Source organism: Pseudomonas sp. PH1b, from assembly GCF_000633395.1.
Lineage (GTDB): Bacteria > Pseudomonadota > Gammaproteobacteria > Pseudomonadales > Pseudomonadaceae > Aquipseudomonas.
The window spans coordinates 13,684-39,389 of sequence record NZ_AYMU01000014.1; the positions used below are offsets into that span (position 1 = coordinate 13,684).

The following is a 25,706-nucleotide window of genomic DNA, read 5'->3' on the forward strand; positions in this document are numbered from 1 at the left end:
GTGCTGAGGTCAGGATGGGTGTTTATTTGAGGGCTTTGAGCGGCTGTCTGGTTGGGTCGTTGTTGCTGACGACGCTCAAGAGCAACCAACTGTTCGCCGCCGAGTTCGATACCGGGTTCGTGGCGGATTTCGGCGACGGTACCGCGTTGAAAAGCGACCTCGAAGCCATGCTCCATGAGCAGGAGGTCGGCCCCGGCAGCTACCTGGTGGGGATCACCCTGAACCGTGACTATTTTGGCCAGCGTGAAGTCAGCTTTGTCCGTGCGGGGCCGGACCTGAAGGCCTGCCTGCCCCAGGCGTTGCTCGTGGAAATGGGCGTCAAGCTGGCGCCGCGCAAGGATTCACCGGGGGACCAGCACTGCCTGGACCTGCCGACCCTGGTGGAAGGCGCGACGGTGCGGTTTGACAGCCGGCAGCTCAAGCTGGACATCAGCGTGCCGCAGATCGCCATGAACCGTGATGCCCGGGGGTATGTGGCCCCCGAAGAGTGGGACAGCGGCATCAATGCCGGTTTTCTCAACTACCAGTTCTCCGGATCGCAGAGCAAGAGCCGGCAACGCAGTGCGGCCAACTACAATCTGTATCTCAATGGCGGCCTCAACCTGGGGGAGTGGCGCCTGCGTTCCAGTTCCTCCTACCGCAAGGATGGCACCTGGGAGCGCGCGGCCACTTATGTGCAGCGCGACTTGCCGGGCACCTTTGGCAACCTGACCCTGGGGGAAAGCGTGACCCCGGGTGATACCTTCCAGAGCGTGCCGTTTCGCGGGGTGCAGGTGGCCAGCGACACCCAGATGCTCCCCGATTCGCTGCAAGGCTATGCGCCGGTGATCCATGGCGTGGCCCAGACCCAGGCCCGGGTCGAGGTGCGCCAGCATGGTTATTCGCTGTACAGCACCTTCGTCACCCCGGGGCCCTTCGAGATCCGCGACCTCAACGCCGCCTCCGGCAGTGGCGACCTGGAAGTGATCATCACCGAAGCCGACGGTAGCGAGCGGCGCTTTATCCAACCCTATGCGACCCTGGGCAACCTGCTGCGCGACGGCACCTGGCGCTACAGCGTGACGGCAGGCCAATACCATGAACCCACGGCCTTGATCGACCAACCGACCTTCACCCAGGTCTCCCTGGCCTATGGCTTGCCGAGGGACTACACCTTGTCCCTGGGGGGGCTGCTGGGGGAGGGCTATCGCGCTTATCAGGTGGGCGTGGGCAAGGGGCTGGGGAGCCTGGGCGCACTGTCCCTGGATGCGACTCAGGCGCTGACCGACACCCGCCAGGAGTCTGTCAGTGGCCAGAGCTATGGCCTGCGCTACGGCAAGGCATTCGCCGGTGGTACCAACCTGCGCTTTGCCGGCTATCGCTATTCGACCCCGGGCTACCGGGATTTCAGCGAGGTGGTGAGCCAGGGCTCCTGGCGCAGCGATGGGGGCGCAAGCGGCGGTTATCGCCGGGTCAGCCGGCGCAGCCGCCTGGAGGCCAATATTTCCCAGACCCTGGCCGACAGCACGTCGCTGTACCTGAACCTGTCGCAGCAGGACTACTGGAACTCATCCCGGCAACAGCGCCAGTTGCAGTTTGGAGTCAGCGGCCAGGTGCAACGGGTCAACCTGTCGCTGTACGCCAGCAAAAGCCTGAGCGACAGCGACAACGAAGGTGTACAGGTGGGCCTGACCCTGAGCTTCCCGCTGGGACGGCAGAACGCCAGTGTCAGCCTGGAGCGCAACGCCGATGGCAGCAATGACCAGCGCCTGGGCCTGAGCGGCCTGGCCGGGGACTACAACCAACTCAACTACAACCTTGATATGCAACGCAGCGAGCGTTCGGCCAACACCGGCTCGGCCTCGGCCGGTTATCGCGCGCCCTGGGCCAACCTCAGTGCGGGCCTGAGCAGCAGCAGCGCCTACAAGACCGTCAACGTCGGCATGTCCGGTTCGGTGCTGGCCCATGGCGGGGGCGTGCAGCTGGGGCAGAGCCTGGGCGAAACCATGGCCCTGGTGGAGGTCAAGGACACCCCCGACGTCGGTGTCAACAATGCCCCGGGAACCTTCACCAACGCCAAGGGCTATAGCCTGGTGCCCTATGTCCAGCCTTATCGGCGCAATCGCATCAGCCTGGACACCAGCAAGCTGGACGCCAATACCGATATCGACAGCGGCGTGGGCACGGTGACGCCGCGTCGCGGAGCGGTGGTGCTGGCGCAGTTCAACGCCCGGCATACGCAGAAGGTCCTGGCGACCATCGCGTTGCCCGATGGCACGCTGGTGCCTTTCGGCAGCGCGGTGCTGGATGCCGCGGGCCAGCGGGTCAATGCCGTGGGGCCGATGGGCCAGGTGTTGCTGTCGGTGGGCGAGAGCACGGATTTCCGCCTGGTCTGGGGCAACGCGGCGCAGCAGCAGTGCGCGTTCAGCCTGGATCTTGAGCAGGCCCATGAACAGGAGGGGTTCAAGCTGGCTCAGGTACGCTGCACGGCCCCGCACGGTTAGTTTCAATCCGCGGTGCCCAGGGCCCGCAGCCGAGGCTTGCGGGCCTTTTTCGTGGCCGCCCGGCAGCTCACGGCGGACCGGCGGCTGCGGCCAGGGTGCTGTTGAGCCTGTCCATCAGTTGCCGCAGTTCCTGGCACAGCAGAGACAGGCCACTGACCGGGGCATTGTTTTCAAGGGCGTCTTCCAGGGTTTCGCACAGCCGCATCAGCGGCTCGGACTGCATCATCTGCGCCGCGCTCTTGAGCTTGTGGGCAAGCCCTGCCACGGCCTTGAGATCGAGGCGCGCCATGGCGTCTTCCAGGGCCTGCAGGTCCTGCTGGTTGCACAGGATCAGGTTGCCCAACAGGCTGCGCCGCTTGTCCTCCGGCAAATTGAAGCGCACCAGCGCCGCAGCGCCGTCTTCGTCTTCCGGGGGCGTCGCGCTCGCGGTGAATACCGGCACGTAGCGGGCCAGCATCGATACGCTCAGGGGCTTGAGCAGGCAGGCATCCATGCCGGCGGCGAGAGCGGCCTGGCGATCCTCTTCCCGGGCACTGGCAGTGGTGCCGATGATGGTGCACGGGCGTATGCACAGTGTCTGCTCCAGGCGGCGGATTTCCTCGGTCAGGGCGATGCCGTCCAGTTCCGGCATGTTGCAGTCGGTGATGACCAGGTCGATGTCGTGGTCCTCCCAGATGAACAGCGCCTGCAGTCCGTCCTGGGCCAGGATCGGCTCATGGCCGAGCAGTTCGATCTGCTCCTTGAGCAGGGTCAGGCTGGGCAGGTGGTCTTCGGCGATGAGGATCTTCAGGCGCTGCCGGGTCGGCACGGCGGGTTCGCTCGCTGGCAACGCCAACGGTGTTTCGCTGGGGGTGGCCTGTTGGGCAGTGGCGGTCAGGGTCATGGTGGTGCCCTGGCCCAGGGTGCTGTCCACCAGCAGGTCGCCGCCAATGATCCGGCTCAGGGACTGCGAGATGCACAGGCCGATTCCCGCGCCGCTGTTGCGATTGACGGTCACCCGGGAGAACGGCGTGAACAGGCTGGGCCGGTCGGCGGGGTCGATGCCCGGGCCGCTGTCCTCGACGCTGACGGTGAAGGCGAAATGCACGGGATCCAAGGGCGAACCCCGGACCCGCAGGGTGATGCCGCCGGTGTCGGTGAACTTGATCGCGTTGCTCATCAGGTTGCTCAGGATCTGCTTGATCTTCTGTCGGTCCAGGCGCGCGGGCAGATCGGCCCAGGCATCCACATCGAGCCGGATCCACAGGCCCTTGCGGGCCGCCAGGCTGTCGAAGATGGTCCGAGTGGTATTGACGATGTCCTTCAGGGTGCAGGTTTCCAGGTGCAGGCGAGTCTGCCCGGACTCGATGCTGGAGATGTCCAGGATGCCCCCCAGCAGCTCCAGCAGGCTGACGGCGGCGTCATGGGCCACTTGCAGCGATTCGAGGTTCTTGCCCTGGGGCGCCTTGCGAGTCAGCACCAGTTCCAGCATGCCGATGATGGCGTTCATCGGCGTACGGATTTCATGGCTCATGGTGGCGAGGAAGGTCGACTTGGCTCTGTTGGCCTGGTCCGCCGAATCCTTGGCCTGGCGCAGTTCTTCGAGAATGCGCAGGCGATCGCCGATCTCCAGCCAACCGCAGACCACCCCGAAGATCTGCTGCCGGTCATCTCGCAGGGGTTGCGCCCAGTGATAGATGTCCAGGGCTTTGCCGCCCAGGGGCAGGGTCTGGTCGCGGGAGATGGCAGTACCGCTGTTCACCACCTGTTCATAGTCCTGGAGCCACTGACCGAGCACCGCCTGGCCCAGCATGGCGTCGAGCATCTTGCTGTTGGTGCTGGAGCTGGCGCCGGGGACGAAGGTCTGGGCGTAGGAGGTGTTGAACAGCAGCAGTTCGCCTTCGCGGTCGCGCACGTAGATGGGGTGGGGAATGCTGTCGACGATGTTCTGGATCAGGCTCAGGCGCTCCTGCAACTGCCTGCGCACGATGGATTTCTTGAAGATCAGTTTGCGCAGGTAAAGGATCCAGATGCAGGTGGCCAGGAGCAGCACGAAGGAGACGCTGAGTGCTTGGTAGATGCGCAGGCTGACGGCTTCCCAATACAAGTTGTCGGTAGCGGCATTGGCCCGCCAGCGCCCGGAGATCGCCGCGATTTCACTGGGGGAGATGCGCCGCAGGGCTTTTTCGATGATGGAGATCAGCACCCGGTTCTGCGGCAGGCTGGCGATGCCCACCCGGGCGCTGACGCCCTTGAGCTGCTCCGAGGCGTGGAGGGCGTCCTCGTACTTGTAAGACAGGTAGTACCTGGCTTGGTGGGTGGACGTCAGGGTGAAGTCGCTGTCACCGTCGCGGACCCTGTTCAGGGCGTCGGGGACGTTGTCGGTGGTGTGGATCTTCAGGTGTGGGTAGTGCATGCGGATGTGCTCCAGCAAGGCATCGGAGTGGGGCAGGGCGATGCTTTGGCCGGCACTGTTGAGGTCGGGTTTGGGCTTGCCGTCATTCTTGCTGATGAGCAGGTAGGGTGTGGTGATCACCGGCAGGGTAAACAGGTACTTGGGCTCCCTGAAGTCGGTTTCCGACATGATGGCCAGGTCCACCTGGCCGCTGTCGAGCAACTCCATGGCCTTGTGTACCGAGCGAGTGCGCACGATCTCGAAACGCAGTCCGGAGTTGAGGCGCACCAGTTCCATGATGTCGGACATGGTGCCGCCGAACTGTCCGTTGCTGTCGAACAGGGCGTAGGGCGCCAGGTCCTCGCTGACGGCAATCCGGAATGGCAGCTTTCTGTCCAGCAGCTGTTTTTCCTCGCTATCGAGCACGCTGACGAATTCCTCGTCACTGCACTTGAGCGTCATGACCCACCAGTTGACCATCCTGATGACCTGGCAGCGGCTGCGCGATTGCAGTTGCTGGTCAATCAGGGCGGCCAGCCGTGCGTTGGCGCCGGTGTAGGCCAGGCCGATATGGGTCTCCAGGCCGTTGACACTGATATTGGTCACCAACTGATTGTTGAAGCTCTGGTTCAGCAGGTAGTTGGTGCTGACGGTATCTCCCAGGTAGGCCTGGGCATTGCCCTTGAGCACGGCGGCAATGGCGTCATAGGGGGAGGTGTAGTTGTTGATGGTGGCGCTGCGAAAGATCTTGAAGGTGTTGGCATCGATGAAGCCGTCGGGGGTGGAAGAAATCTGCGAGGCCTTATCGCGCAGATCGATCTCCAGCAGGCTGCCGGTGGTGGAGTACAGGGCGATCTGGGTGTAGGCATAAGGAGCCGATATCTGCACGCCATACTTTTGCACTTCCGGCCGGGTCGCGGCGTCCAGCAGGTCGATCTCGCCGGCCTTGAGTGCTCTATAGGCGCTGTCGCGGCCGGCATACAGGCTGATCGCGAAGCGGATGCCCAGGGCCTTTTGCAGCGCCAGCAGGTTCTCCGCGAGGATGCCCTCCAGCGCGTTTTTTTCGGAAAAGATGGTCAGGGGCGGGTAGTCGGGGGAGGTGACGCCCAGGCGTACGGTTTTTCTCTTGGCGAGCCAGGCCTGGTTCTCGGGGCTGACAGGAGCGGAAAACTCCAGGGCTTGCCCTCGTGAGGATAAATGCAAGGTTTGAGCACCTTGTGTTGTACCTGGCAGCAGCGCCAGGTGCAGCGCCAGGAGTAGCGTCATCAGGATGGCTTTCATGTCGGGCAAGTCAGACCAGGCTCATTTCTTTGGCGATCTCGGCCAGTTCTATGGTGGTGCGTACTCCCAACTTGCGCAGGATATTGATCTTGTGTCCGCTGACGGTCTTGTTACTCAAATGCAGCTTTTCACCGATGGCTACATTGCTCAGCCCCTGCACCAGAAGTTGCAGCACGATGATTTCCTTGTTGGTCAACTTCGGTGTGCCGCAGGTGCTATCGGACTTGTACTCCATGTAGTGCCCCAACACTTCCTTGGGGAAGTAGAGGTAGCCATCGTTGAGGGTATCAAGGCCCTTTATCAGTTCTTCCAGGCTTGCACTCTTGTTGATGAAGCCCAAGGCGCCGGCTTGCATACAGCGCGCTGCATAGGTACTGGCCAGTTGCGAGGTGAACACCAGGGACTTGATCTTGATGTTCTCGGAATTGATCCGCTGCAACACCGAAAGTCCATCCAGGCTATTGAGCCCGATGTCCAATAAGAGGTATTCCGGGGCAAGCTTGCGGACCTTGGACAGAGCGTCCAGGCCGTCGGTTGACTCTCCTACGACCTGATAACCGTGTTGCTCTAACATGGCTTTGATCGCACCACAGATGACGGGGTGATCGTCCACTATTAGTACAGTTCTGCTCATGACTACCTCATTTTGATTACTTTTTTTAGAGCTTTATCGCGTTACGTGATAAAGCGCTGGTTCAGTGTTTTTATTGTACGCCCGGCGTTTGGCAGTCGGTTGTCGAGCCTGCCGTCCGGTGGTTTTTTAAGGATGTTCTTGGTTTTATATGAGAAGCGTCTTGGTCTTTAGGGCAAGTGGCTTTGTTAGTCTGAGTACCCTTGTAGTTAAGTGGTACTAGAGGCTTAGAGACAGTCAATGCGTGCTCAATTGTTGTTCTTGTTTTGCTGTATAAGTGGCGGCGCCTGGGCCGATTGTTCAGGGGGGCAGACCGACTTTTATCCGGGGTTCGACATGGGGACACACTATGTGCCCCGGGATGCGCCCCTTGGTTCGGTGATCGGCACGGCCAACGTCAGCTACAGCTACCAGCATTCCAGCACGATCTCGTGTCGGGTCGGTGACACCTGGGAAACCCGGCAGAACCCCTGGCCCAAGGTCACAGGCATCAGCCTGCCGCCTATCACCGGGCTGGACATGGGCAATGCCACCATCCTGAAACCAATGTGCCTGGGGTTGGCCTGGTAGTGATCGCACCCGGTCGCAACATGACGCGTTGGAACACCACTGGCGGGGTCGCCCCCTATGTGCCATTCAAGCTGACCAATACCACGGCGACCAACATCACCGAGCCGATAGAAACTCGGTTCACCTTGATCAAGATCAGCGACGAGATTCCCATGGGCAGCTCGGCGATCAAGAACTCCACCTCGGCGGTGGCGTTCTGGTCTGGCAGCCGACGCCTGCATGCGGTGTTCCTGACCGGCACGGTGATCCGCTCGGAGTGCTCGGTAGTCGGTGGTGCCAATGCCTACATCGAGGTGCCCATGGGCGAAGTCATGCGCCGCCAGTTCAACGGCAAGGACAGCCATATGGACAACAAGGACCTGCGCATTGCCCTGACCGATTGCACGGCGGGCACCTACCCGACCAACCAGGGCTGGAACTTCTACCAGAGCTCCAACGCCCACCTGCGTCTGGATGGTGTCCAGGGTTCGGCCATCCTCGACGCCAACCGGGGCATTCTCGGCCTGACCACCGACTCCACCGCCAAGGGCGTGGCCGTGCAGGTCCTGCACAAGGATGGCCTCACGCCCTTTACCCTGGGCCAGGATGTGTCGATGGGCCGCCTGAGCGGCACCGGCATGAACATCGAACTCAAGGCGCGCTACATCCAGACCTCCGATACCGCGGCCGGGCCCGAGCCGGGCAAGGCCAATGCCCGAGCGGCCTTTACCCTGACCTACAAGTAGCGATGAAGGTCGGCCGTCACGGTGGTGGGGCCTACCAGGAAAACCCCAGGCTCAGAAGCTTCCTACCTTTATTCGAGAAGTATCCTGAATTCACTTGAGCCAATTTTGGCTAGCATGATTTTTTATCCGGAGCCGCAGGTCATGTCGACACTGAGCGTACTGTTGTTGTGTTCGAACGCTTTTCGAGTTCGACGGTTTTCAAGAATTCTCGCGGCCTCCGGTTTTGCTCAGGTACAGGTGATTGGCGACGACGCCGATTGGGCCCGATTTCCGCCGGCCCTGGCCGAGCTGGACCTGGTGATCTGCGATTCGCTGCACGCTGTGAGCGCCATCCCTTACCTGCGCCGCCTCTGCGAACACTACGGGTTTTTCTCGATGATGGAGTGCGAGGCGCTGCAAGCCCCGATTCGCTGGGGGCTGGCGAATTTTCGCGAGCGCTCCGGCAAATACCGGGTGGGCAGCTACAACGAACTGGATACGGCGCAGATCAGCGGCCTGCTGCTGAAGGCGTTGACGGTCAAGCGCACGGTCAAGCGCCGTGCTCCAGGCTATGCCCAGGCGGCGCGGGGGCGCGCATCCGCCGGCAATGACTGGATCGCCGAGCTGGATGTGGCACAGGCCCTGGAGCAGCGGCAGATCGTTCCCTACTTCCAGCCCCAGGTCTGCATGAAGACTCGGCGCATCACCGGGGCCGAGGTGCTGGCCCGCTGGCAGCATCCGCGCAAGGGCGTGCTGGGGCCGCAGTTTTTCCTTGACCTGTTCAACAGCCCCGAGCACCAGCGCCTGCTGTTCGATTGCCTGTTGCAACAGGGGCTGATGCTGCAGCGGCAGCTGCAGGCCCCCGGTAGCCATGGGGCCCTGGTGTTTTCCTACAACGTCGAGGCCAGCCAGTTGACCGAGCCGCAATTCGCCACCCGGCTGGTGCAGCGGATCGACGAGGCAGGGGTGCCCAAGCACCAGGTCACCCTGGAAATCACCGAGCGCCAGGCCCTGGTTCTGGACATGCAGGGCATCGAGAACATCAGCGTGCTGGTGAACAGCGGCGTGCGCCTGTCCCTTGACGACTTCGGCACCGGGCATTCATCGATCATGCGTCTGGCGGATATTCCCTTCGGCCAGATCAAGCTGGATTCGGAGTTTGTCGCCAACGCCCTGGGGCTCAAGGAAACCCGGATCATCGAGGCTATCGTGGGAATGGCCCGTTCGCTGAACCTGGAGCTGGTGGCCGAAGGCATCGAAACCGAGCCGCAACGTGCCCACCTGCAGCGCCTGGGAGTCGATGCGGCCCAGGGCTTTCTGTTTTACAAGCCGATGAATGCGGCAGCCCTGGTCCAGGTCCTGGCGTCGAGCCATTTGCCCCAGCGGCAGATCAGCCAGGGCTAGTGCGGCAACGGCCGTTGCGCGATCACTGCGCCTTGAGCATCACATAGGCTTCGCCGCCACGGCGGTCGTGCATGACGATGAAGGTCTGCCCGTTCAGGGTGATCTTGCTCGGCACAGTCTGCGCCACCGGGGTGCTGGAAAACTTGCCGACCACGCTGAGAAACTGCTGGGTCAGCGAGCTGTCGTTCTGGGACGGGGTAGTGATCGCGCATTCCTTGTTGGCTTGTACCTGCACCCCCAGGCTCTGGTCCTGGTTCATGCCCATCTTGGCAAAACCGGCATCGGTCAGGTCGCTGATGCCGTGGGCCCGGGCGGCGGTTTCGGCGCCGGCGAAGGACGGTGCGGACTTCAGGCAGATATCGCGAAAGGCCAGGATCCCGGCGGAGGTGATGGTGGGCTCCGGGTTGATCTCCCGGGTCACGCTGGTGCAGGCGCCGAGGAGCGCCAGGGCAGTGAGAAGGGCGGTGCGGGGCAGAGTACTCATGGACAATCCTTGGCAACAGGTCGGCAGGAACGCGGGTGGGGTCATGCCGAATCGGGCATCGGCGTTCCAGCAGGGTAGGCAGGGGCGCTGTGCAGATCAATCTTTTGTGTGAGATTCCGCGCACCGCTGCCCGCCATGGAGGGTGGCTGGCGCAGTAATTGCGTGACCCATGCATCAGTTCAGCCATGGGGCCTGTGGCCATGCAATTACGAGCGTTGCGTTACTTCCACGAGGTGGCCCGGTGCGCCTCTTTGCGTCAGGCGGCGGAGCGCCTGTACGTGACCCCCACCGCGGTCAGCCGGCAGATCGAGCAGTTGGAGCACTTCTTCGGCACCGCACTGATCGAGCGCGGGCCCCGGGGCATTCGCCTGACCGTGGAGGGCGAGTGCCTGGCCGAGCAGGTCACCTCGACCTTGCGCGGCTTCGACCAGGTGCGGGATGTGATTGCCAGCCGGCAGAGCCAGGTCGCGGGTAACGTCAGCATCCATGTGTCGGAAAGTATCGTTTCCAGCGTGCTGGCGCCGGTGCTCGCGGCGTTCACCCGGGCCCACCCGAAAGTCACTTTCAATATTGTCATCGCCAGTGCCGGCGCCACCCTGGATGCGCTGTGCAGCGCAGAGGCCGACCTGGGCCTGGCCTTCTACCTGCAGGAGCGTGCCGAGGTGGAGGTGACAGCCCATTGCCAGCTGTGGCACCGGGTGCTGGTCAGCGCCGAGCATCCGTTTGCCCAGTGCCCGAGCATTCGCCTGCAAGACCTGGAAGGCCAGCCCCTGGCGATACCCGACTCGGCCTACGGCGTGCGCCAGGCCCTGGAGGGCGCAGCGAAGAAACGTGGAGTGAACATTCTTCCGGTGTTCACCACCAGTTCACTGGAAGTGCAGAAAAGCCTGGCCCGCCAGCGTGCGGCGGTGCTGATCCTGCCCCAGGTGGATGCCGAGGCCCGGGAACTGGGGGACGGCCTGGTGGCGGTGCCCATCGACGACGAACACCTGGAGCGGATCCGCGTCGACCTGTGCGTGGTGCGCAACCGGCCCTTGTCCGTGGCCACCTTGCGCTGCCAGGAAATGCTCGCCCGCGCCATGCAGCGCCACGGATTGCTGTAGGAGCTGGCTTGCCAGCGAAAGCGGCCTTGTGGTTTGCACCGGGCTTGAGGGCCTCTTCGCCGGCAAGCCGGCTCCTACGGAGGTGCAGGTGATATCGGTTGTTGTAGGAGCTGGCTTGCCAGCGAAAGTGGCCTTGGGGTTTGCACCGGGCTTGCGGACCTCTTCGCCGGCAAGCCGGCTCCTACGGAGGTGCGGGCGGTCTCGGGTGCTGTAGGAGCTGGCTTGCCAGCGAAAGCGGCCGTGGGGTTTGCACCGGGCTTGAGGGCCTCTTCGCCGGCAAGCCGGCTCCTACGGAGGTGCAGGTGATATCGGTTGTTGTAGGCGCTGGCTTGCCAGCGAAAGCGGCCTTGGGGTTTGCGCCGGGCTTGCGGACCTCTTCGCCGGCAAGCCGGCTCCTACGGAGGTGCGGGCGGTATCGGGTGTTGTAGGAGCTGGCTTACCAGCGAAAAAGGCGCCGGGATTCAGAACAGGTTGAAGGGGAAGTTGCCCACCAGGCGTAACTCGTCATAGCTGCCGTCGATCTGTCCGCCGCTGGCGCGGTGGTTGTAGACGATGGTGCGCAGCACTGCATCCTTGAGCCGTCCGGACTGCACCACATACGCCAGCATCAATCCGTTTTCGTTGTGCTTGGCGCCCTCCAGGCCGCGCACGTTGTAGCCGCGGTTGCGGCCGTTGCGGTCACCGTCGTAGTGCGTGCCATCGATCCCCCAGCCCTTGGCGTGCCACAGGCTGGCGCTCAGCCCCGGTACGCCGTAGGCGGCGAAATCCAGGTCGTAGCGCAATTGCCAGGATTTTTCATTGGGGCCGTTGTAGTCCGAGTACAGGGAGTTGGCCATGTAGTTGCCGGTGGATTCCCACACGTAGTCGAAGTACTCGTCGCCGAACACTTGCTGCCAGGCCAGGGTCAGGCTGTGGGCCTGGTGGCTGCCGGTGACGGCCAGGCTCAGGGCGTCGTTGTCGATGTAGCCCAGGCGCTGCTGGCCCTGGTCTTGGGTGCGGTAGTAGTTGAACGCGGTCTTCAGTGCCAGCTGGCTTTTGTCCCCGGCGTGGTGGATCAGGCCCAGGTAGTACTGGTCCCACATGTTCTCGAAGCGCGAGGCATACAGGCTGCCCTCCAGGCCCAGGCCGGGTTTCACGGTCGCCCCCAGGTAGCTGATGCGCTCGCCACTGTAGGCGCGGTTGCCAAAGGTGGTGGTCAGGCGTTCGCTGCCGGTGCCGGTGCGGGGGATGGCCCGGTCGAAGCTGTCGGCCTGCACCGACAGCCAGTCGGTTTCGTTGCTGTACAGGCCCACGCCCTGGAAGCTGGAGGGCAGGGCGCGGTTGTCCTTGTAGCGCAGCACCGGGTTGTCGGTCATCAGGCGCCCGGCCTTGAGCTCGGTGTTGGACAAGCGCAGGCGCACATCGCCAATGCCCAGGCGGCTCCAGGTGGGCAGGGCGTCGCCGTCGCTGTCCACCAGTACCCGGTCGCCGCCATTGGCCACCCGGCCATGGCCGCGCTCCAGGTTGACCGCGCTGAACAGGCCGGCGTCCACGCCGAAGCCGATCAGGCCCTGGGTGTAGCCCGAGCTGTACTTGAGCATGCCGGTCTGCACCCAGGTCTGCCGCACCCGGGTGCGCTGGTTGCCGCCGGGTTTCTTGACCGTCAGGTAGGTGTCGCGCTGGGTGTGCTGGTTGGAGTAGTAGTGGCGCAGGTTGAGGTCCAGGCTGCTGCCTTCGATGAACCCCGGGGCCTGGGCCTGCTGGCTTGGGCGCGGATTGTCCTGGGCCAGCAGGGGGCTACTGGCGCTCATGGCCAGGAGGCAAAGTACGAGCTGTTTCATGTCGCTTCCCCACAAATCAAAGGCGTCGGTCCACCGCCCGGCCGCGGTCATGCGCGGCCGGCAGGGTAGAGAAAAACGCGGTGCCGGAAAAGGGTGTTGGGCGGTGAGGCGAATGCTCAGCGGGCGCGGGCTTCTGCGAGCCGTTGGCCGGGGGTGCTGCGTCCGGGAGTCTGCGGGCGGGTTTCCTTGGCGAACCAGGCCGCAGTCAGGCACACCAGGTTGGCCACCAGCAGGTAGCCCACCGGCGACATCGGATTGCCGGTGGTGCCGATCAGCCAGGTGATGATGATCTGCGCGGTGCCGCCGAAAGCCGCCACGCCGACGGCGTAGACGATGGAGAAACCGGTGGAGCGCACCGCCTTGGGAAAGCTTTCCACCAACAGCACGATCAGCGCCGCGCCGCTCATGCCGTGCAAGCCGGAAAGCACCGCCAGGGTCAGCAGAAAGGTCGCCGGGCTGGGGTGTTTGGTCATCAGCTGCAGGGCTGGGAACAGTACCAGCAACAACACTACCCGCGGCGCCATGAGGATGGTGCGGCGGCCGAAACGGTCGCAGAGCATGCCACCGACAATCGCGCACACCGCCATCGCCGCGCCGGCCACCAGGGTCGAGAGCATGGAGATGCTGGTGGGCAGCTTGAGCTCGGTGAGGGCGAAGGTGGTCATGTAGTTGATGAAGTACTGGGTGATGGTGCTGCCGGACAGAATCAGCAGCCCCAGCACCAGGGCCCGTCGATGTTCGCCGAACACCTGGCGCACCAGGCTGCCGGTGCTGGTCTGCTCGCCCTGGCCGTGGAAGGTTTCCGCCAGGTTGCGGCGGATGTAGATGCCGATCGGCAGCACCAGCAGGCCGAACACGAAAGGTACGCGCCAGCCCCAACTGTTGAGGTCCTCGGGGGACAGCACCTGGGTCAGGGTGTAACCCACGGTGCCGGCGGCCATGGCGGCGACGCCCTGGGCCACCACCTGCCAGCAGGCGTAGGTGCCGCGCTTGTGGGGCGGCGCGGCTTCGAGGATGTAGGTGGTGGCGGGGCCGGCCTCGCCGCCCCAGGCCAGGCCCTGGATCAGCCGCGTGAGCACCAGCAGGATCGGCGCGGCGATGCCGATGCTTTCATAGCTGGGCAGGATGGCGATGCTGCCGGTGCCCACGGCCATCATCACCAGGGTCAGGAGCATTGCCGGCTTGCGCCCGACACGGTCGGCGTAGGCGCCGATCAGCACCGCGCCCAGGGGCCGGACGATAAAGCCGACGCCGAAGGCGGTGACCGACAGCATCAGGCTGACGAAGGCGCTGTCGGAGGGGAAGAAGGTGTGGCCGATCATCACCGCGAAGGTGGCGTAGACCCCGAAATCGAAGAACTCCACGGCGTTGCCGAGAATCACTGCGAACACGCTGCGCTTGCCCCCTGCAGCGTTGGGCGTTGCGGGCTCGGGTGTGGCTGACGGATTGGACGCTTGGCTGTGCATACTGGCCCCTCGAATTTTTATTCATAGGTTGCCCAGGCCCCGGGCGGCGAGGCCCGGGGCTGGGGTGAAGGTGGCAGTTTCGGTGTGTCAGTGGGACGGCGGGCTTGGCCAGCTGTGGATCGCTCCACGCCAGCTCTCATAGGTCCTGGCCACTTGCAGCAGCCATTGATCGGCAAAGCGCGGGGCGATCATCTGCAGGCCGATGGGCATGCCATCGGCAGCGAACCCGCAGTTGATCGATAGCGCCGGCTGTTCGCCCATGTTCCAGGGCAGGGTGAAGACGATGTGCTCGAACGGTTGCTGCGGGTCGTTGCTCGGCGACGGCCACTCGGCGGGAAAATGGTTGATCTGGTTGGTGGGCGAGAGCACCAGGTCGAACTCGCTGAACACCTGGGCGGCGCGGCGGCGCATTTCGAAGGTCTGGTTGAAACCCAGCACCGCCTCGACCCCGGACAGATCGGCGCCAGGGGCGGCCCAGTCGCGGATATAGGGCAGCACCCTGGCGAACTGCTCGGCGCCGAGGGCTGAGAGCTCCGCCCATTGCCGGGCCCGCCAGAAGCGGTCGAGGCCGTCCAGTTGCGCCCGGTCCATGATCGGCGCGAGGGTCTGCACCTGGGCGCCGTGGCTTTCGAACAGCCGCGCGGCGCGTTCCACCGCCTCGCAGACAAAGCCTTCCGGTTGCAGCCCGGCGCCGGGTTGCAGCATCAGGCCGATCTTCAAACCGTTGACCGACACCGGCTCATCGCTCCAGTCGCTGGTCAAGGGCGGCAGGCTGGTGGCGTCCCGGGCATCGGGCTTGGCCAGGTAGCGCATCAGCAGCACCGTATCCTCGACGCTGCGGGTCATGGGCCCGGCGCAACGCCCGGTGTAGTACGGGTCGATGGGAATCCGCCCGAGGGTCGGCTTGAACCCCACCAGAGCGCACCAGGCGGCGGGCAGGCGTACCGAGCCGCCGATATCGGTGCCGATGTGCAGCGGCCCGTAGCCGGCCGCGGCCGCCGCCCCGGCGCCGGAGCTGGAGCCGCCGGTATTGCAGGCGGTGTTCCAGGGATTGCGGGTGATGCCGTGGAAGCTCGACAGCCCCGAAGACAACATGCCGAAATCCGGCACCGTGGTCTTGGCCAGGATGATCGCCCCGGCTTCGCGCATCCGCGCGGCGGGCGGGGCATCCTGCAAGGCCGGTTTCAGCGTGGTGGTCGCGCTGCCCAGGGGAATGGGCGTGCCCTGGGTGGCGATCAGCTCCTTGACCGTCACCGGAATCCCGTCCAGCGGGCCGTTGGGGGCGCCCTTGTTCCAGCGCTCGGTAGAAGCCCGGGCCTGCTGGCGCACCTGCTCGGGATCGAAAGCGTAGAGCGCGCGGATATGGGGTTCCCAGCGTTGGATATGGGTCAGCAGATGTTCGTAATAGTCGAGGGGAGACAGCTGGCGGCTGGCAAATTGCGCCAGCAGCTGGGCGGCTTGTAGATCGTGCAAATCAGTCATCGAACGCATCCTTGTGTCGGGCGTCAGTCGGGTTGCTGATGGCCCGACTGTATCGTTTCCACCCTAGCCCAACCATCACAAAGGACGCAGTGTGGTGTTGCGTTTTTGTGAGCACTGCCTCCCAATGCCCACGCCCCCGAACAGCCATTTTTCTTGAACTCTGGAGACCAGCATGATCATCAGGACCTGGCACGGATGTGTTCCCAACCTGCACGCGCAGGGCTTCAGCCAACACCTTGAAGTGACCGGCATTCAGCACGCCGAGGGTGTTCCGGGCAACCTCGGCGCCTTTGTACGGCAGGAACGCCAGGGCGACTGGACGCATTTCTTCCTGGCGACGTATTGGCAGGATATCGACGCGATCAAGGCCTTTGCGGGCGAGGATTACCACGTGGCGGTGACCTATCCGGATGACGAACAGTTCGAGCTGCTGTCGGATCCTTACGTGTTTCAGCATGAGGTGCAGCGGATCGTTGCTCTTTAAGGCTCGGTAGCTGGAGGTTACAGCGGCGGGTGGCGGTGGCAGGCGCGGGCGTAACCAGGGAACGCGCAGGGCCGCCACCGCGGCTAGTGATACAAAGGCACCTGAACGAGGAGGGGAGGGATTGTGCAACCGTTACCAAAGTCGAGAGTTGGAGCTTCAACCACTGTTCTCATGAAAAAACTATTCTTTATTTTATCTGTCCTGCTGGTCGCTTATCTGTATATCGGGTTCTACGAGAAAATCGAGGATGCCTATCCGGAAAAAGTGTTTTTCATCAAGAGGTATCCATCTTTTCAAATGGAGTTTGAGAATATCTTTGCCTATGAGTCAGACGATAAAACACTCTCTGAGTTAAGCGATCTGGAGAGGCAGAAAGTAATTGCCTACTGTAAATATCGGTTGGGTTTAGCGACAACGTTGACCACTCAAAGTGAGTTGGATAGCTGTAAGGCCAGATAAGGTATGCCCTGATCTCGGCTTAGTGCTTTCCAAACTTGTCATTCGGCTCAGGTCCTCGCCCGCAAACGGTGCCTCAACAGATCCAGCACACGAAAGGCTTTTCGTAGGAGCTGGCTTGCCAGCGAAGGGGTCGAAAAGGTTTGCCCAAGGCTCACGGGCCTCTTCGCCGGCAAGCCGGCTCCTACAGGTTCAGCGCGGCTGCGCTTGCAGCTGGCGGCCCAGCACATCCAGTACATCGCGCAGCGGTATGGCGCAGATCAGTGCCAGCTCTTGCAGCACCACGGCATCGCCGGGGGGGGCGGGGCGGGCTGCAAAGTTTTCCAGCAGTTGAGTGACGGCGCGGATGCGATAGGCCGCCGCTTCGTAGAGCACGTCGGCAGGGGCCTGGGTATCGATCAGCAGGGAAGGGATGGTGCAGTCGTGGCCGGTGATCGGCATGTATCTGTTCATAAGTAACGCCTCGGTCGGTTGAGAGCGCCACTGGATCGTCGCCAAACGAAGGGTGGCAGCTGTACGCAGGTTGGCGAACCGGGACCGGGGAGCCGGCAGACCCGAAGGTCTCCCGCGTACAGCCGCCATAAAGCAGCGTACGGATGCGAAAAGCCCTGCAAACAAGCGCAGGGCTCTCGCACACGGTCACAGGGTCGCCAAACCCGATCGTCATCAGCACGACCCGGAACTTTAGGTATGCACCCCAGAACGGAACAAGGCCCTGGCAGGGCAGGACTTTCTGAGTTTGCTGTAGGACTCAGGAGCGCGAGTGTGGCTCAAGCGCCCGCGGGTTCAGTGACCCGTCTCAGTCGAAGCCGACGCTTGCGCTGTGGCGGGTTTCGCGATCGTGCAGCTGATCGATATTGGTTTCGTAGGTGCATTGCCCGCTGCAACTGTGCTCGTAGCTGATGGCCGGCTTGAACTGCAGCTTGAGTGTCGGCCTGTCGTTCTGGGGCGTCGGGGCCTGGGTGGGCGTGGCCGGCAGCGGGGGCTGCGGGTAGCTCAGGTCGAGGCCCTCAGCCTGGGCCGAGAGGGCTGCCGCGAGCAATACACCCGGGAAAAACGCTTTGCAACTGAACATCTTTGAATCCGCATGGCCATAAAAGGGTTGCCGATTATAACGAGCCAGGCGCGGAAAATTTAGCCGCAATGGCTCTGGCCCGGGTTTTTCGAGCGGTTAATGAGCCTCGGGTCTTCGTACCATGAAATATTTGTCATGGGGCGCCGAGGCCGGCCGCTCTTACACTGCAAGTCACCTCCATGGCCAAGGACACCTCCCATGCCGGCAAAACCTGCGACCCGCATTCTCGATACCCTTGAGGGCCTGCGCCTGCAAGGCAGCGAGGCCGAGCACTGGCGCCAGTGGGGGCCCTACCTCAGCGAGCGGCAGTGGGGCACGGTGCGCGAGGACTACAGCGCCGACGGCGACGCCTGGAAGTATTTCCCCCACGATCACGCCCGCAGCCGCGCCTACCGCTGGGGTGAGGACGGCCTGGCGGGGTTTTCCGACAAGGCCCAGCACTGGTGCCTGGGGCTGGCGCTGTGGAATGAACACGACAGCATTCTCAAGGAGCGTCTGTTCGGCCTGAACAACGCCGAGGGCAATCACGGTGAGGACGTCAAGGAGCTGTATTTCTACCTCGACGGGGTGCCCAGCCATGCCTACATGCGCATGCTCTACAAATACCCCCAGGCCGCCTTTCCCTACGCCGACCTGGTGGCGGAAAACGCCCGCCGCGGCCTGCACGACACCGAGTACGAGATCCTCGACACCGGGGTCTTCGAAGACGACCGCTACTTCGACGTGACGGTGGAATACGCCAAGCACACCGCCGATGACATTTTCATGCACATCACCGTGCACAACCGTTTCCACCTGCCGGCACGGCTGCGGGTACTGCCCCAGGTCTGGGCGCGCAACACCTGGAGCTGGGGCGGCAGCGAAGCGCGGCCGAGCCTGCGCCTGGAGGGCGACCGGGTGCTGGCGCGGCATGGGCCATTGCCCGATCGGCAGATCACTGCCTGGGGCGCCGAGCCCTGCCAGTGGCTGTTCTGCAACAACGACAGCAACTTTCCCAGGCTTGATGGGCTTTCTGCGCCGGGGCCGTTCAAGGACGGGATCAATGACTACCTGGTCGAGGGCCAGGCCAACGCCGTGGCCTTCGATGGCGGTACCAAGGTGGCGGCGCACTTTGTTCTGGAGCTGGCAGGCGGCGAGAGCCAGAGCCTGTTCCTGCGTTTTGCCCCGGCGGGCAGCGAGCAGGTCAGTGCGCGCAACCTGTTCGAGCAGCGCCGCCGCGAAGCCGATGAGTTCTACGCGGCCTTGCAGCAGGGCATTGCCGACGCGGATGCGCGCAATGTCCAGCGTCAGGCCCTGGCCGGGCTGCTGTGGTCCAAGCAGTTGTACTATTTCGACGTCAACCAGTGGCTCGACGGCGATCCCGGGCAGCCGGCGCCACCGAGCGAGCATGGGCAACTGCGCAATACCCATTGGCGGCACCTGTCCAACTGCGACATCGTCTCCATGCCCGATACCTGGGAATACCCCTGGTACGCCTCCTGGGACCTGGGTTTCCAGGCCGTGGCCTTTGCCCTGATCGACCCGGCCTTCGCCAAGCAGCAGCTGCTGTTGCTGGTGAAAGACCGCTTCATGCATCCCAATGGCCAGCTGCCGGCCTACGAGTGGCGTTTCGACGATGCCAACCCGCCGGTGCACGCCTGGGCCTGCTGGCGGGTCTACCAGCAGGAAAAGGCCCTGGTGGGTGAGGGCGACCTGGACTTTCTCGAACGGATCTTCCACAAGCTGTTGCTGAACTTTTCCTGGTGGGTCAACCGCAAGGACGCCGAGGGCCGCAACCTGTTCCAAGGCGGTTTCCTCGGCCTGGACAATATCGCCCTGTTCGACCGCTCCGCCGCCTTGCCTGAAGGTTTCGCCCTGGATCAGGCCGACGGCACGGCCTGGGTCGCGGCCTACGCCCTGGACCTGATGCGCATCGCCCTGGAGCTGGCCAAGCGCAACGGGGTGTACGTGGACATTGCGGTGAAGTTCTTCGAGCACTTCCTCTATATCGCCGGGGCCATCAACCGGGTGGACGAAAGCGCCGAGGGGCTGTGGGACGAGCAGGACCAGTTTTTCTACGATGTGCTGCACCGTCCCGACGGGCAGAACGAGCCGCTGCGCCTGCGCTCCATCGTTGGCCTGATGCCGCTGTTCGCGGTGCAGGTGCTGGAGCAGCACGAGCATGAGGGCCTGCCAGGGCTGGCCCAGCGCCTGCTGGGCTTCATGCACCACCGGCCGGACCTGGCGAGCCTGGTGTCGCGCTGGTACGAGCCGGGCAAGGGCAACCGCATGCTTCTGGCGCTGTTGCGCGGCGAGCGCACCAAGGACCTGCTCAAGCGCATGCTCGATGAGAGCGAGTTTCTCTCGGCATTTGGCATCCGCTCCCTGTCCAAGGCTTTCGAGCAGCCCTTTGCCCTGCAGGTGGACGGCAAGCAGTTGTGCGCCCGTTACGAACCGGCGGAATCCGATTCACGGCTGTACGGCGGCAATTCCAACTGGCGCGGGCCGCTGTGGATGCCGATCAATTACATGCTGATTGAATCCCTGCGCGAGTTTCATCGTTACTACGACGTCAACTTCTCGGTGGAATACCCGCGGGGTTCCGGGTACCTGGCGTCGTTGGCGGAAGTGGCCGATGGCTTGAGCCAGCGCCTGACGCGCTTGTTCCTGCTGGACGAGGAAGGGCGCAGGCCGTCCATGAGCGGCTACCCGCAGTTGCAGGTGGCGGCCGAGGACCGGGAGCTGGTGCTGTTCCATGAATACTTCCATGGCGAAACCGGACGCGGCCTGGGGGCCAGCCACCAGACCGGCTGGACGGCGCTGGTGGCCTTGCTGCTGCAAGCTTAGTTGCGGCAGCCGGGGAGGTTGCGCCGCAGTGTTCAATTGGCTTGCTGCGCCTTGAGTTTTTCCGCGACATCCGACACCACCCAATTCAGCGTGGCGATCGGCACCGTGATCACCTTCCCATCGGCGTACAGCGCGCAGAAGGTTGTCGAGCACTGCATGACCCGGTAAGTGCGTTTATGCCCATCGGGGTCGTTGACGGCCACCTGGGGCGAGTCCTTGAAGCCGTTTTTCAGATCTTCGGCCGCCAAGTCTTTGCCGATCAGCACAAAGGGGGTGATGGTGACCATCAAGATGAAGGAGATGAAAAACATCGTCACAAACAGGCCGTAGCTGGGGATGAAGATGTACAGCGCGCATTTGCCTATCTCCCTGAACAATGACGGAGCGGGAGTGCTGGCCTGCGGCTGCTTGGCGGACTCTTTGTTGTCCGTGAGTTTTTTGTTGAACAGGGCGATCAGATAGTTGAAGCCGCCGAACACCAGAATGCTCAGCACACAGACGATTGCAGCCCACAGCCAGTGCTGCCCGATGAACTCCAACCCGCCTTTCAAGCCGTTGGTCATGGCGTGGTACCAGGCCAGAACTGCGTTGACGAAGGTGGTGGAGGTGTCCATGGGAAACATCGAGGTTTCCAGCTGAAAGTAGCCGAGGTAACCATCGTGGTAGGCCTTGCCGTTCAAATAGAAGAACGGCGTGGTGATTGCCAGAATCACCGAGCCGATCATGCCCCAGGCAATCGGGCTTTTAGCGGTCTTTTCCTGGGCGTGTTCTGTGTTCTTGAGCTTGGCGTTCATGGTCTTTCCTTAGATTTTTCCAATGGGGTCTTCAAGGCTGCGATCCGCGCGGGGCGAAATCATCGCAGCTGCTTTCTTTGTTGTGATCGAGCAAGCGGGGGAAGCCGGGCTGCGTCGCCTATCAGCGATACCAATGAGGCTCATGCCCGGAAAAACCATCGAAGTCCTCCCAGACCTTTTGCGTGCGTTGCAGGCTGGCGTGGACTTCCTGCTCGCCGAAGGCCATGGCCCAGAGCACGCTGAAGAAGGTATCGAACGCGGCGTAGAACGCCATGCGAGTGAGAAAAACAGAGTCGGGCTGGCCTGCGCAGTAGCCGTCGACCTGGCCGCGGGCGAAATCGTGGCTGAGGTTGCAGGAAAACAGCGCCAGCCGGTTGAAGTCCCGTGCCGGATCCCCGAAACGGTAGCGGTTGAAGTCGATGATCGACAACTGCTCATCGGCGCCGACGATCATGTTGCTCAGGTGATAGTCGCCATGGAGAAATACCAGGGGGGTGTCGGCCAGCAGATGAAAGTGCTGTTCGAGAAACTGCAGGAAGTCTTGTTCATGGGCCACCTGATGGCCGCAACCCCGGTACTGTTCGAGTTTCTTGCGGTAGATGGCGCGCATCTGCTGTTCGGCGTTTGCAGTGCCTGGGGGCGCGTTAACGCTGTGGATCTGCTGGAGTGTGCGGCCAGCTTGCAGGCCCAGTTCATAGCAGGCCGCGGCGGGCTGTTCGGTGACCCATTGCGCACCGTCCTGGCCTTCGATCCACGACAGCAGCGAGTAGACCTGGCGCCCTGAATCGAACAGGCCGAAGGCCAGGGGCTGGGACATGGCGATGCCGGTCGCCGCCAGGTGCCGGGTCCACTGGAATTCGTCGCGTTTGCTGGTGTACTGGGCAGCATCACTGGTGCGCAGGAGCAGGTGCTGGCCCTGTTCATCGACGATGTGAAAGATCCGGTCGCTGGACCAGCCAAGGGTCTGTGCTTGGATACTGCGCCACGTGGCGTGGCCTGGAATGTCCTGCATGATCGCCTCCTTGCAAACCACTGCCGCCCCTGGGGGGCGGCAGCAAAAGGCGGCGAATGCTACGTGGCCTGGCGGTGTTTTGGAAGCTTGCCGCGCAGGCGGTGGATCAACCCACCAAGGCGATGTCCTGGGGTTTGGCCCAGTCCTCGATCAGCCGCTCTGGGGTGCAGCAGGTCTTGCGCTTGTAGACGAAGTTGCTGCATTTCTCGGCGAAGCCCTTGCGGTTCTGCACCATGTCCATGTGCATTTCCTCCAGCTCGGCATTGCGGCAGTGCTGCATCAGTTGCGGGTCGGCGTCCAGCTTGCGCTGGCGCAGGTGCTGGTAGCGCGGGTCGTTGAGCACAGCGTTGGCCCGCTGCAGCAGCCACAGGCTGAACTCTTCCGGGCAACGCGGGCCGATCTCCTGGACCATGCCCATCTGCAGGGCCTGGAGGGCGCTGATGGGCAGGCAGGCTTCGGTCAGTTGCCGGGCCATGGCCTGGCCGACGGCGCGGGGCAGGCTGTAGGTCCAGTACTCGGAACCGTACAGGCCCATGCTCTTGTAATGGGGGTTGTACACGGTGTCGGCGCGGGCCAGGACGATGTCCGCCGCCAGGGCCAGCATCAGTCCGCCGGCGCCGGCGTTGCCGGTCAGGCCGCTGACCACAAGTTGCCGCGCGGTCAGCAGTTCCAGGCAGACGTCGTCGATGGCCTGGATGTTGGCCCAGGCTTCCAGGCCGGGCTCTTCAGCGGCCTGGATCACGTTGAGGTGCACACCGTTGCTGAAGGCGCCGCGCCCGCCACGCACCAGCAGTACCTGGGTGTCCTGGGCCTTGGCCCAGCGCAGGGCCTCGACCAGGCGCTGGCACTGTTCGGTGCTCATGGCGCCGTTGTAGAACTCGAAAGTCAGTTCGCCGACCTTGCCCGACTCGCGATAGCGGATCGGCTGGTACGGTTCGCTACTGAACGGGCTGCTGGCCACCGACCATTCGAGGACCGGCACCTCGTTCAGGCGTTCGGCCAGTACGTGGCGGGCCGGACGCTTGAAGGTTTCCTCGCCGGGCTGGGGCTTGAGGCGTAGGGAGCCGATCCACAGGCTTTGATCGCCGCAGGCCACCAGCACCGCATCGTCGTGTACCGCCAGCAGTTGGCCGGGCATGCCGCTGCGTGAATCCAGGTGGGCGTCGTACACGTAGTACTGGCCGCCGGCGAGGCTGGCCAGGACCCCGGGCTGGCCGTCGGCGGCGTCGATGCTGCGCTTGATGAACTGAGCGCAGTCGTGCCAGCTGAAGGTGCGGTCGCACTGTTTCATGTTCGGTTGCAGGCGGCCGAGTACGGAAGGCTTGTCGTAGTCCAGGGGCTCGGGGGTGTAGCCGTTGCGGAATTTCTCCACCACGTCGCGGATGCAATGGATCGCGGCGTCGCTCACCAGGCCGTTGTACAGCTCGGATTTGCGCAGGCCGGTCGGCAGGTTGAATTCATGGGTGGACCAGATCGGCCCGGCGTCCATTTCTTCCACCGCCTGCAGTGCGGTGACGCCCCAGCGCTTGAGTTCCTTGCTGATGGCCCAGTCCAGGGCGCTGGCGCCGCGGTCGCCGACGATGCCCGGGTGGATGATCACCACTGGACGCTTGGGGTTGCTCCACAGCTGCTGGGGGACCCGGTCCTTGAGGAAGGGGCAGATCACCAGGTCGGCCTTGGCGTCCTCGATCTGCTGGCAGACTTCCTCTTCGCTGGTGAACAACACGACGCTGGGGCGGTGCCCGGCGTGGCGCAGGTCGAGCCAGGCGCGTTGGGTCAGGCCGTTGAAGGCGGTGGACAGCAGGATGATCTTCAGTGATCGCATAATGCAGACTCTTCCGTGAGTGATGGCGGTATGGCAGGTGGCTCCGGCTGAGCCTTCCCTGGCCGCGATGGAAGGCGCAAGAGTAGAGGGGCGTTGCGGAGGGGGAACTGACCGAGATCAATCAAGCGTCTCGCCTGAAATGCCAGCTGCCCAGCGGTATTGATTCAGGGCAAAGGCACGGGCCAGAGCGGTTGCGCCAGCCAGAAACGACGAATCCCGCCACAGGGGCGGGATTCGGGTACAGCCGGACCTTGCGCGGTCTTAGGCTGGGAACAGCTCGCTCAGTTTCATCGCCAGCATCATGTCGCCTTCGGCGCGCAGCTTGCCGCCCATGAAGGCCTGCATGCCGTCGGTTTCGCCGCTGACGATACCGTCCAGGGTTTCGCCGTCCATCACCAGGGTGACCTGGGCGTCTGGGTTCTCGCCTTCCTTGAGTTCGCAGGTGCTGTCCTTGACGACCAGCGAGAAGTGCTTGGAGTCATCGATGCGGAAACCGAAAACCAGGTCCAGGCCGGCAGCGGCAGCTGGGTTGAACTTGGCTTGCATGGCTTGTACGGCGTCAGCTACGGAGGTCATGGTTCGATCCTTTTATGGGGTGGTTACAGCAAGGGTCACAGTAAGCCGGGCTCAACGGAAAGTGATGAGCTCCGGGGCCTTCAACAGTTGCAGATGGGCATGACCGTTGAAGGAAGCCAGGGACACCTCGCGCCCGCGAAATTTCAGCAGGTTGAGCGAGGTGTTGACGATTTGCCAATTCAGTTCGAACGCCTGTTCGGCCGGCATTCGGGTAATCAGGTGGAGCAGGGCGGTGATGGTGCCGCCAGAGGTGAACACGGCGATCTTCTGCTGGTTGTTGGCGGCTTCGAGAATCCGCTGCAGGCCGCCCTGGACCCGCTCGACGAAGCCCAGCCAGCTTTCCAGGCCTGGCGGATCGTAGGTGCCGGCCAGCCAGCGCTGGATGATCAGGGCGAAGATGCGCTGGAACTCGGCGCGGTTCTGCGCGGCATTGCGCAGGATATTCACGGCATCGGGTTCTTGCGCCAGCAGGTCGGGCAGCAGGGCGCGGATGACGGCATCGGCGTCGAATTCATTGAAGGCCGTGTCGATTTCCAGCTGCGGGCTGGGGGCCCCGGCGGCGCTCATCTGCTCCAGGGCGGCTTGCGCGGTGTGTTGCTGGCGGCGCAGGTCGCCAGACAGGCAGCGATCGAAGCTCAGGCCCAGCTCGGCCAGGTGCTCGCCAAGCAGCGCCGCCTGGCGTACGCCAGTGGCCGACAGCACGTCGTAGTCGTCTGCACCGAAGGAGGCCTGGCCATGTCGAATCAAGTAGATGCTGCCCACGTCCGCGTCATCCCGGTACGTTGAAAGTTTTGCGAGGTTATGAGGATGCCGGGGAGCTGTCAATGAAAAAACATACGCTTGTTTGAAATGATTG

The 25,706-nt window shown here is 63.2% G+C and carries 21 protein-coding genes; 8 read left to right on the forward strand and 13 right to left on the reverse strand.

The annotated features are described in order from the left end of the window. Positions 1 to 59: 59 nt before the first annotated feature. The gene (locus U873_RS0122395; RefSeq protein WP_256244713.1) at positions 60 to 2,483 is read left to right on the forward strand and encodes a fimbria/pilus outer membrane usher protein; all 2,424 of its coding nucleotides are present in this window, start codon (positions 60 to 62) and stop codon (positions 2,481 to 2,483) included. A 67-nt stretch (positions 2,484 to 2,550) separates the two neighbouring features. Here the strand turns inward: U873_RS0122395 and U873_RS0122400 are convergent, their stop codons facing one another. Beyond that, positions 2,551 to 6,138, reverse strand: a complete 3,588-nt coding sequence (locus tag U873_RS0122400) for an ATP-binding protein (protein WP_025130364.1) — start codon at positions 6,136 to 6,138, stop codon at positions 2,551 to 2,553. Positions 6,139 to 6,148: 10 nt separating this feature from the next. After that, positions 6,149 to 6,772, reverse strand: coding sequence for a response regulator transcription factor (locus tag U873_RS0122405; RefSeq protein WP_025130365.1), 624 nt, complete (start codon positions 6,770 to 6,772; stop codon positions 6,149 to 6,151). 333 nt (positions 6,773 to 7,105) lie between these two features. Here U873_RS0122405 and U873_RS0122410 point away from each other — a divergent pair, with 333 nt between their 5' ends. The 3 genes from U873_RS0122410 to U873_RS0122420 all read left to right on the forward strand — a co-directional run bounded on the left by U873_RS0122410 (position 7,106) and on the right by U873_RS0122420 (position 9,447). Next, positions 7,106 to 7,339: a hypothetical protein gene (locus tag U873_RS0122410; protein ID WP_157838118.1), complete on the forward strand. Its 234-nt coding sequence runs from the start codon at positions 7,106 to 7,108 to the stop codon at positions 7,337 to 7,339. Positions 7,340 to 7,359: 20 nt separating this feature from the next. Beyond that, positions 7,360 to 8,064: a fimbrial protein gene (locus U873_RS0122415; RefSeq protein WP_157838119.1), complete on the forward strand. Its 705-nt coding sequence runs from the start codon at positions 7,360 to 7,362 to the stop codon at positions 8,062 to 8,064. A 141-nt stretch (positions 8,065 to 8,205) separates the two neighbouring features. Then, positions 8,206 to 9,447, forward strand: coding sequence for an EAL domain-containing protein (locus U873_RS0122420; RefSeq protein WP_025130368.1), 1,242 nt, complete (start codon positions 8,206 to 8,208; stop codon positions 9,445 to 9,447). Between the two features lie 22 nt (positions 9,448 to 9,469). Here the strand turns inward: U873_RS0122420 and U873_RS0122425 are convergent, their stop codons facing one another. Next, positions 9,470 to 9,931: a hypothetical protein gene (locus U873_RS0122425; RefSeq protein WP_025130369.1), complete on the reverse strand. Its 462-nt coding sequence runs from the start codon at positions 9,929 to 9,931 to the stop codon at positions 9,470 to 9,472. A 200-nt stretch (positions 9,932 to 10,131) separates the two neighbouring features. On the opposite strand from U873_RS0122425, the gene U873_RS0122430 reads away from it, so the two are divergent. Next, entirely contained in the window at positions 10,132 to 11,034 is a 903-nt protein-coding gene (locus tag U873_RS0122430; RefSeq protein WP_025130370.1) for a LysR family transcriptional regulator, read from the forward strand. A 461-nt stretch (positions 11,035 to 11,495) separates the two neighbouring features. Here U873_RS0122430 and U873_RS0122435 read toward each other — a convergent pair whose 3' ends face one another. The 3 genes from U873_RS0122435 to U873_RS0122445 all read right to left on the reverse strand — a co-directional run bounded on the left by U873_RS0122435 (position 11,496) and on the right by U873_RS0122445 (position 15,802). Beyond that, positions 11,496 to 12,854 (reverse strand): OprD family outer membrane porin, encoded by a 1,359-nt coding sequence (locus U873_RS0122435; protein ID WP_025130371.1) that lies wholly within the window; start codon positions 12,852 to 12,854, stop codon positions 11,496 to 11,498. A 116-nt stretch (positions 12,855 to 12,970) separates the two neighbouring features. Continuing rightward, a complete protein-coding gene (locus tag U873_RS0122440; RefSeq protein ID WP_025130372.1) occupies positions 12,971 to 14,320 on the reverse strand; it encodes a citrate-proton symporter in 1,350 nt (449 codons plus the stop codon). Positions 14,321 to 14,407: 87 nt separating this feature from the next. After that, positions 14,408 to 15,802: an amidase gene (locus U873_RS0122445; RefSeq protein ID WP_025130373.1), complete on the reverse strand. Its 1,395-nt coding sequence runs from the start codon at positions 15,800 to 15,802 to the stop codon at positions 14,408 to 14,410. A gap of 172 nt (positions 15,803 to 15,974) precedes the next feature. Between U873_RS0122445 and U873_RS0122450 the strand changes: the two genes are divergently transcribed. Together U873_RS0122450 and U873_RS0122455 are read left to right on the forward strand one after the other, a co-directional pair. Next, the gene (locus U873_RS0122450; RefSeq protein WP_025130374.1) at positions 15,975 to 16,286 is read left to right on the forward strand and encodes a hypothetical protein; all 312 of its coding nucleotides are present in this window, start codon (positions 15,975 to 15,977) and stop codon (positions 16,284 to 16,286) included. Between the two features lie 171 nt (positions 16,287 to 16,457). Further along, on the forward strand, positions 16,458 to 16,745 hold the full coding sequence (locus U873_RS0122455) for a hypothetical protein (RefSeq protein ID WP_025130375.1): 288 nt from the start codon (positions 16,458 to 16,460) through the stop codon (positions 16,743 to 16,745). A gap of 189 nt (positions 16,746 to 16,934) precedes the next feature. Here U873_RS0122455 and U873_RS0122460 read toward each other — a convergent pair whose 3' ends face one another. Then, on the reverse strand, positions 16,935 to 17,195 hold the full coding sequence (locus U873_RS0122460) for a hypothetical protein (RefSeq protein ID WP_025130376.1): 261 nt from the start codon (positions 17,193 to 17,195) through the stop codon (positions 16,935 to 16,937). Between the two features lie 346 nt (positions 17,196 to 17,541). Then, entirely contained in the window at positions 17,542 to 17,817 is a 276-nt protein-coding gene (locus U873_RS0122465; protein WP_025130377.1) for a hypothetical protein, read from the reverse strand. Between the two features lie 198 nt (positions 17,818 to 18,015). Here U873_RS0122465 and U873_RS0122470 point away from each other — a divergent pair, with 198 nt between their 5' ends. Then, positions 18,016 to 20,643: a glucosidase gene (locus U873_RS0122470; protein ID WP_025130378.1), complete on the forward strand. Its 2,628-nt coding sequence runs from the start codon at positions 18,016 to 18,018 to the stop codon at positions 20,641 to 20,643. 32 nt (positions 20,644 to 20,675) lie between these two features. On the opposite strand, the gene U873_RS0122475 is transcribed toward U873_RS0122470, so the two are convergent. From U873_RS0122475 to U873_RS0122495, 5 genes are all read right to left on the reverse strand, one after another. Then, positions 20,676 to 21,437, reverse strand: a complete 762-nt coding sequence (locus tag U873_RS0122475; RefSeq protein ID WP_025130379.1) for a hypothetical protein — start codon at positions 21,435 to 21,437, stop codon at positions 20,676 to 20,678. A 121-nt stretch (positions 21,438 to 21,558) separates the two neighbouring features. Further along, on the reverse strand, positions 21,559 to 22,449 hold the full coding sequence (locus U873_RS0122480; RefSeq protein WP_025130380.1) for a phosphotransferase family protein: 891 nt from the start codon (positions 22,447 to 22,449) through the stop codon (positions 21,559 to 21,561). 106 nt (positions 22,450 to 22,555) lie between these two features. Next, on the reverse strand, positions 22,556 to 24,274 hold the full coding sequence (locus tag U873_RS0122485) for a hydrogenase maturation protein (protein WP_025130381.1): 1,719 nt from the start codon (positions 24,272 to 24,274) through the stop codon (positions 22,556 to 22,558). Between the two features lie 261 nt (positions 24,275 to 24,535). Continuing rightward, entirely contained in the window at positions 24,536 to 24,850 is a 315-nt protein-coding gene (locus tag U873_RS0122490; RefSeq protein WP_011061945.1) for an SCP2 sterol-binding domain-containing protein, read from the reverse strand. A gap of 51 nt (positions 24,851 to 24,901) precedes the next feature. Further along, positions 24,902 to 25,612: a histidine phosphatase family protein gene (locus U873_RS0122495; protein WP_025130382.1), complete on the reverse strand. Its 711-nt coding sequence runs from the start codon at positions 25,610 to 25,612 to the stop codon at positions 24,902 to 24,904. Positions 25,613 to 25,706 lie beyond the last annotated feature (94 nt).

Coding starts and splice junctions, on each gene's coding strand:
- U873_RS0122450 (WP_025130374.1), top strand. CDS start 15,975: ATGATCATCAGGACCTGGCACGGATGTGTTCCCAACCTGCACGCGCAG.
- U873_RS0122410 (WP_157838118.1), top strand. CDS start 7,106: ATGGGGACACACTATGTGCCCCGGGATGCGCCCCTTGGTTCGGTGATC.
- U873_RS0122440 (WP_025130372.1), bottom strand. CDS start 14,320: ATGCACAGCCAAGCGTCCAATCCGTCAGCCACACCCGAGCCCGCAACG.
- U873_RS0122455 (WP_025130375.1), top strand. CDS start 16,458: ATGAAAAAACTATTCTTTATTTTATCTGTCCTGCTGGTCGCTTATCTG.
- U873_RS0122480 (WP_025130380.1), bottom strand. CDS start 22,449: ATGCAGGACATTCCAGGCCACGCCACGTGGCGCAGTATCCAAGCACAG.
- U873_RS0122490 (WP_011061945.1), bottom strand. CDS start 24,850: ATGACCTCCGTAGCTGACGCCGTACAAGCCATGCAAGCCAAGTTCAAC.
- U873_RS0122460 (WP_025130376.1), bottom strand. CDS start 17,195: ATGAACAGATACATGCCGATCACCGGCCACGACTGCACCATCCCTTCC.
- U873_RS0122470 (WP_025130378.1), top strand. CDS start 18,016: ATGCCGGCAAAACCTGCGACCCGCATTCTCGATACCCTTGAGGGCCTG.
- U873_RS0122430 (WP_025130370.1), top strand. CDS start 10,132: ATGCAATTACGAGCGTTGCGTTACTTCCACGAGGTGGCCCGGTGCGCC.
- U873_RS0122475 (WP_025130379.1), bottom strand. CDS start 21,437: ATGAACGCCAAGCTCAAGAACACAGAACACGCCCAGGAAAAGACCGCT.
- U873_RS0122405 (WP_025130365.1), bottom strand. CDS start 6,772: ATGAGCAGAACTGTACTAATAGTGGACGATCACCCCGTCATCTGTGGT.
- U873_RS0122445 (WP_025130373.1), bottom strand. CDS start 15,802: ATGACTGATTTGCACGATCTACAAGCCGCCCAGCTGCTGGCGCAATTT.
- U873_RS0122425 (WP_025130369.1), bottom strand. CDS start 9,931: ATGAGTACTCTGCCCCGCACCGCCCTTCTCACTGCCCTGGCGCTCCTC.
- U873_RS0122400 (WP_025130364.1), bottom strand. CDS start 6,138: ATGAAAGCCATCCTGATGACGCTACTCCTGGCGCTGCACCTGGCGCTG.
- U873_RS0122485 (WP_025130381.1), bottom strand. CDS start 24,274: ATGCGATCACTGAAGATCATCCTGCTGTCCACCGCCTTCAACGGCCTG.
- U873_RS0122465 (WP_025130377.1), bottom strand. CDS start 17,817: ATGTTCAGTTGCAAAGCGTTTTTCCCGGGTGTATTGCTCGCGGCAGCC.
- U873_RS0122415 (WP_157838119.1), top strand. CDS start 7,360: ATGACGCGTTGGAACACCACTGGCGGGGTCGCCCCCTATGTGCCATTC.
- U873_RS0122420 (WP_025130368.1), top strand. CDS start 8,206: ATGTCGACACTGAGCGTACTGTTGTTGTGTTCGAACGCTTTTCGAGTT.
- U873_RS0122435 (WP_025130371.1), bottom strand. CDS start 12,854: ATGAAACAGCTCGTACTTTGCCTCCTGGCCATGAGCGCCAGTAGCCCC.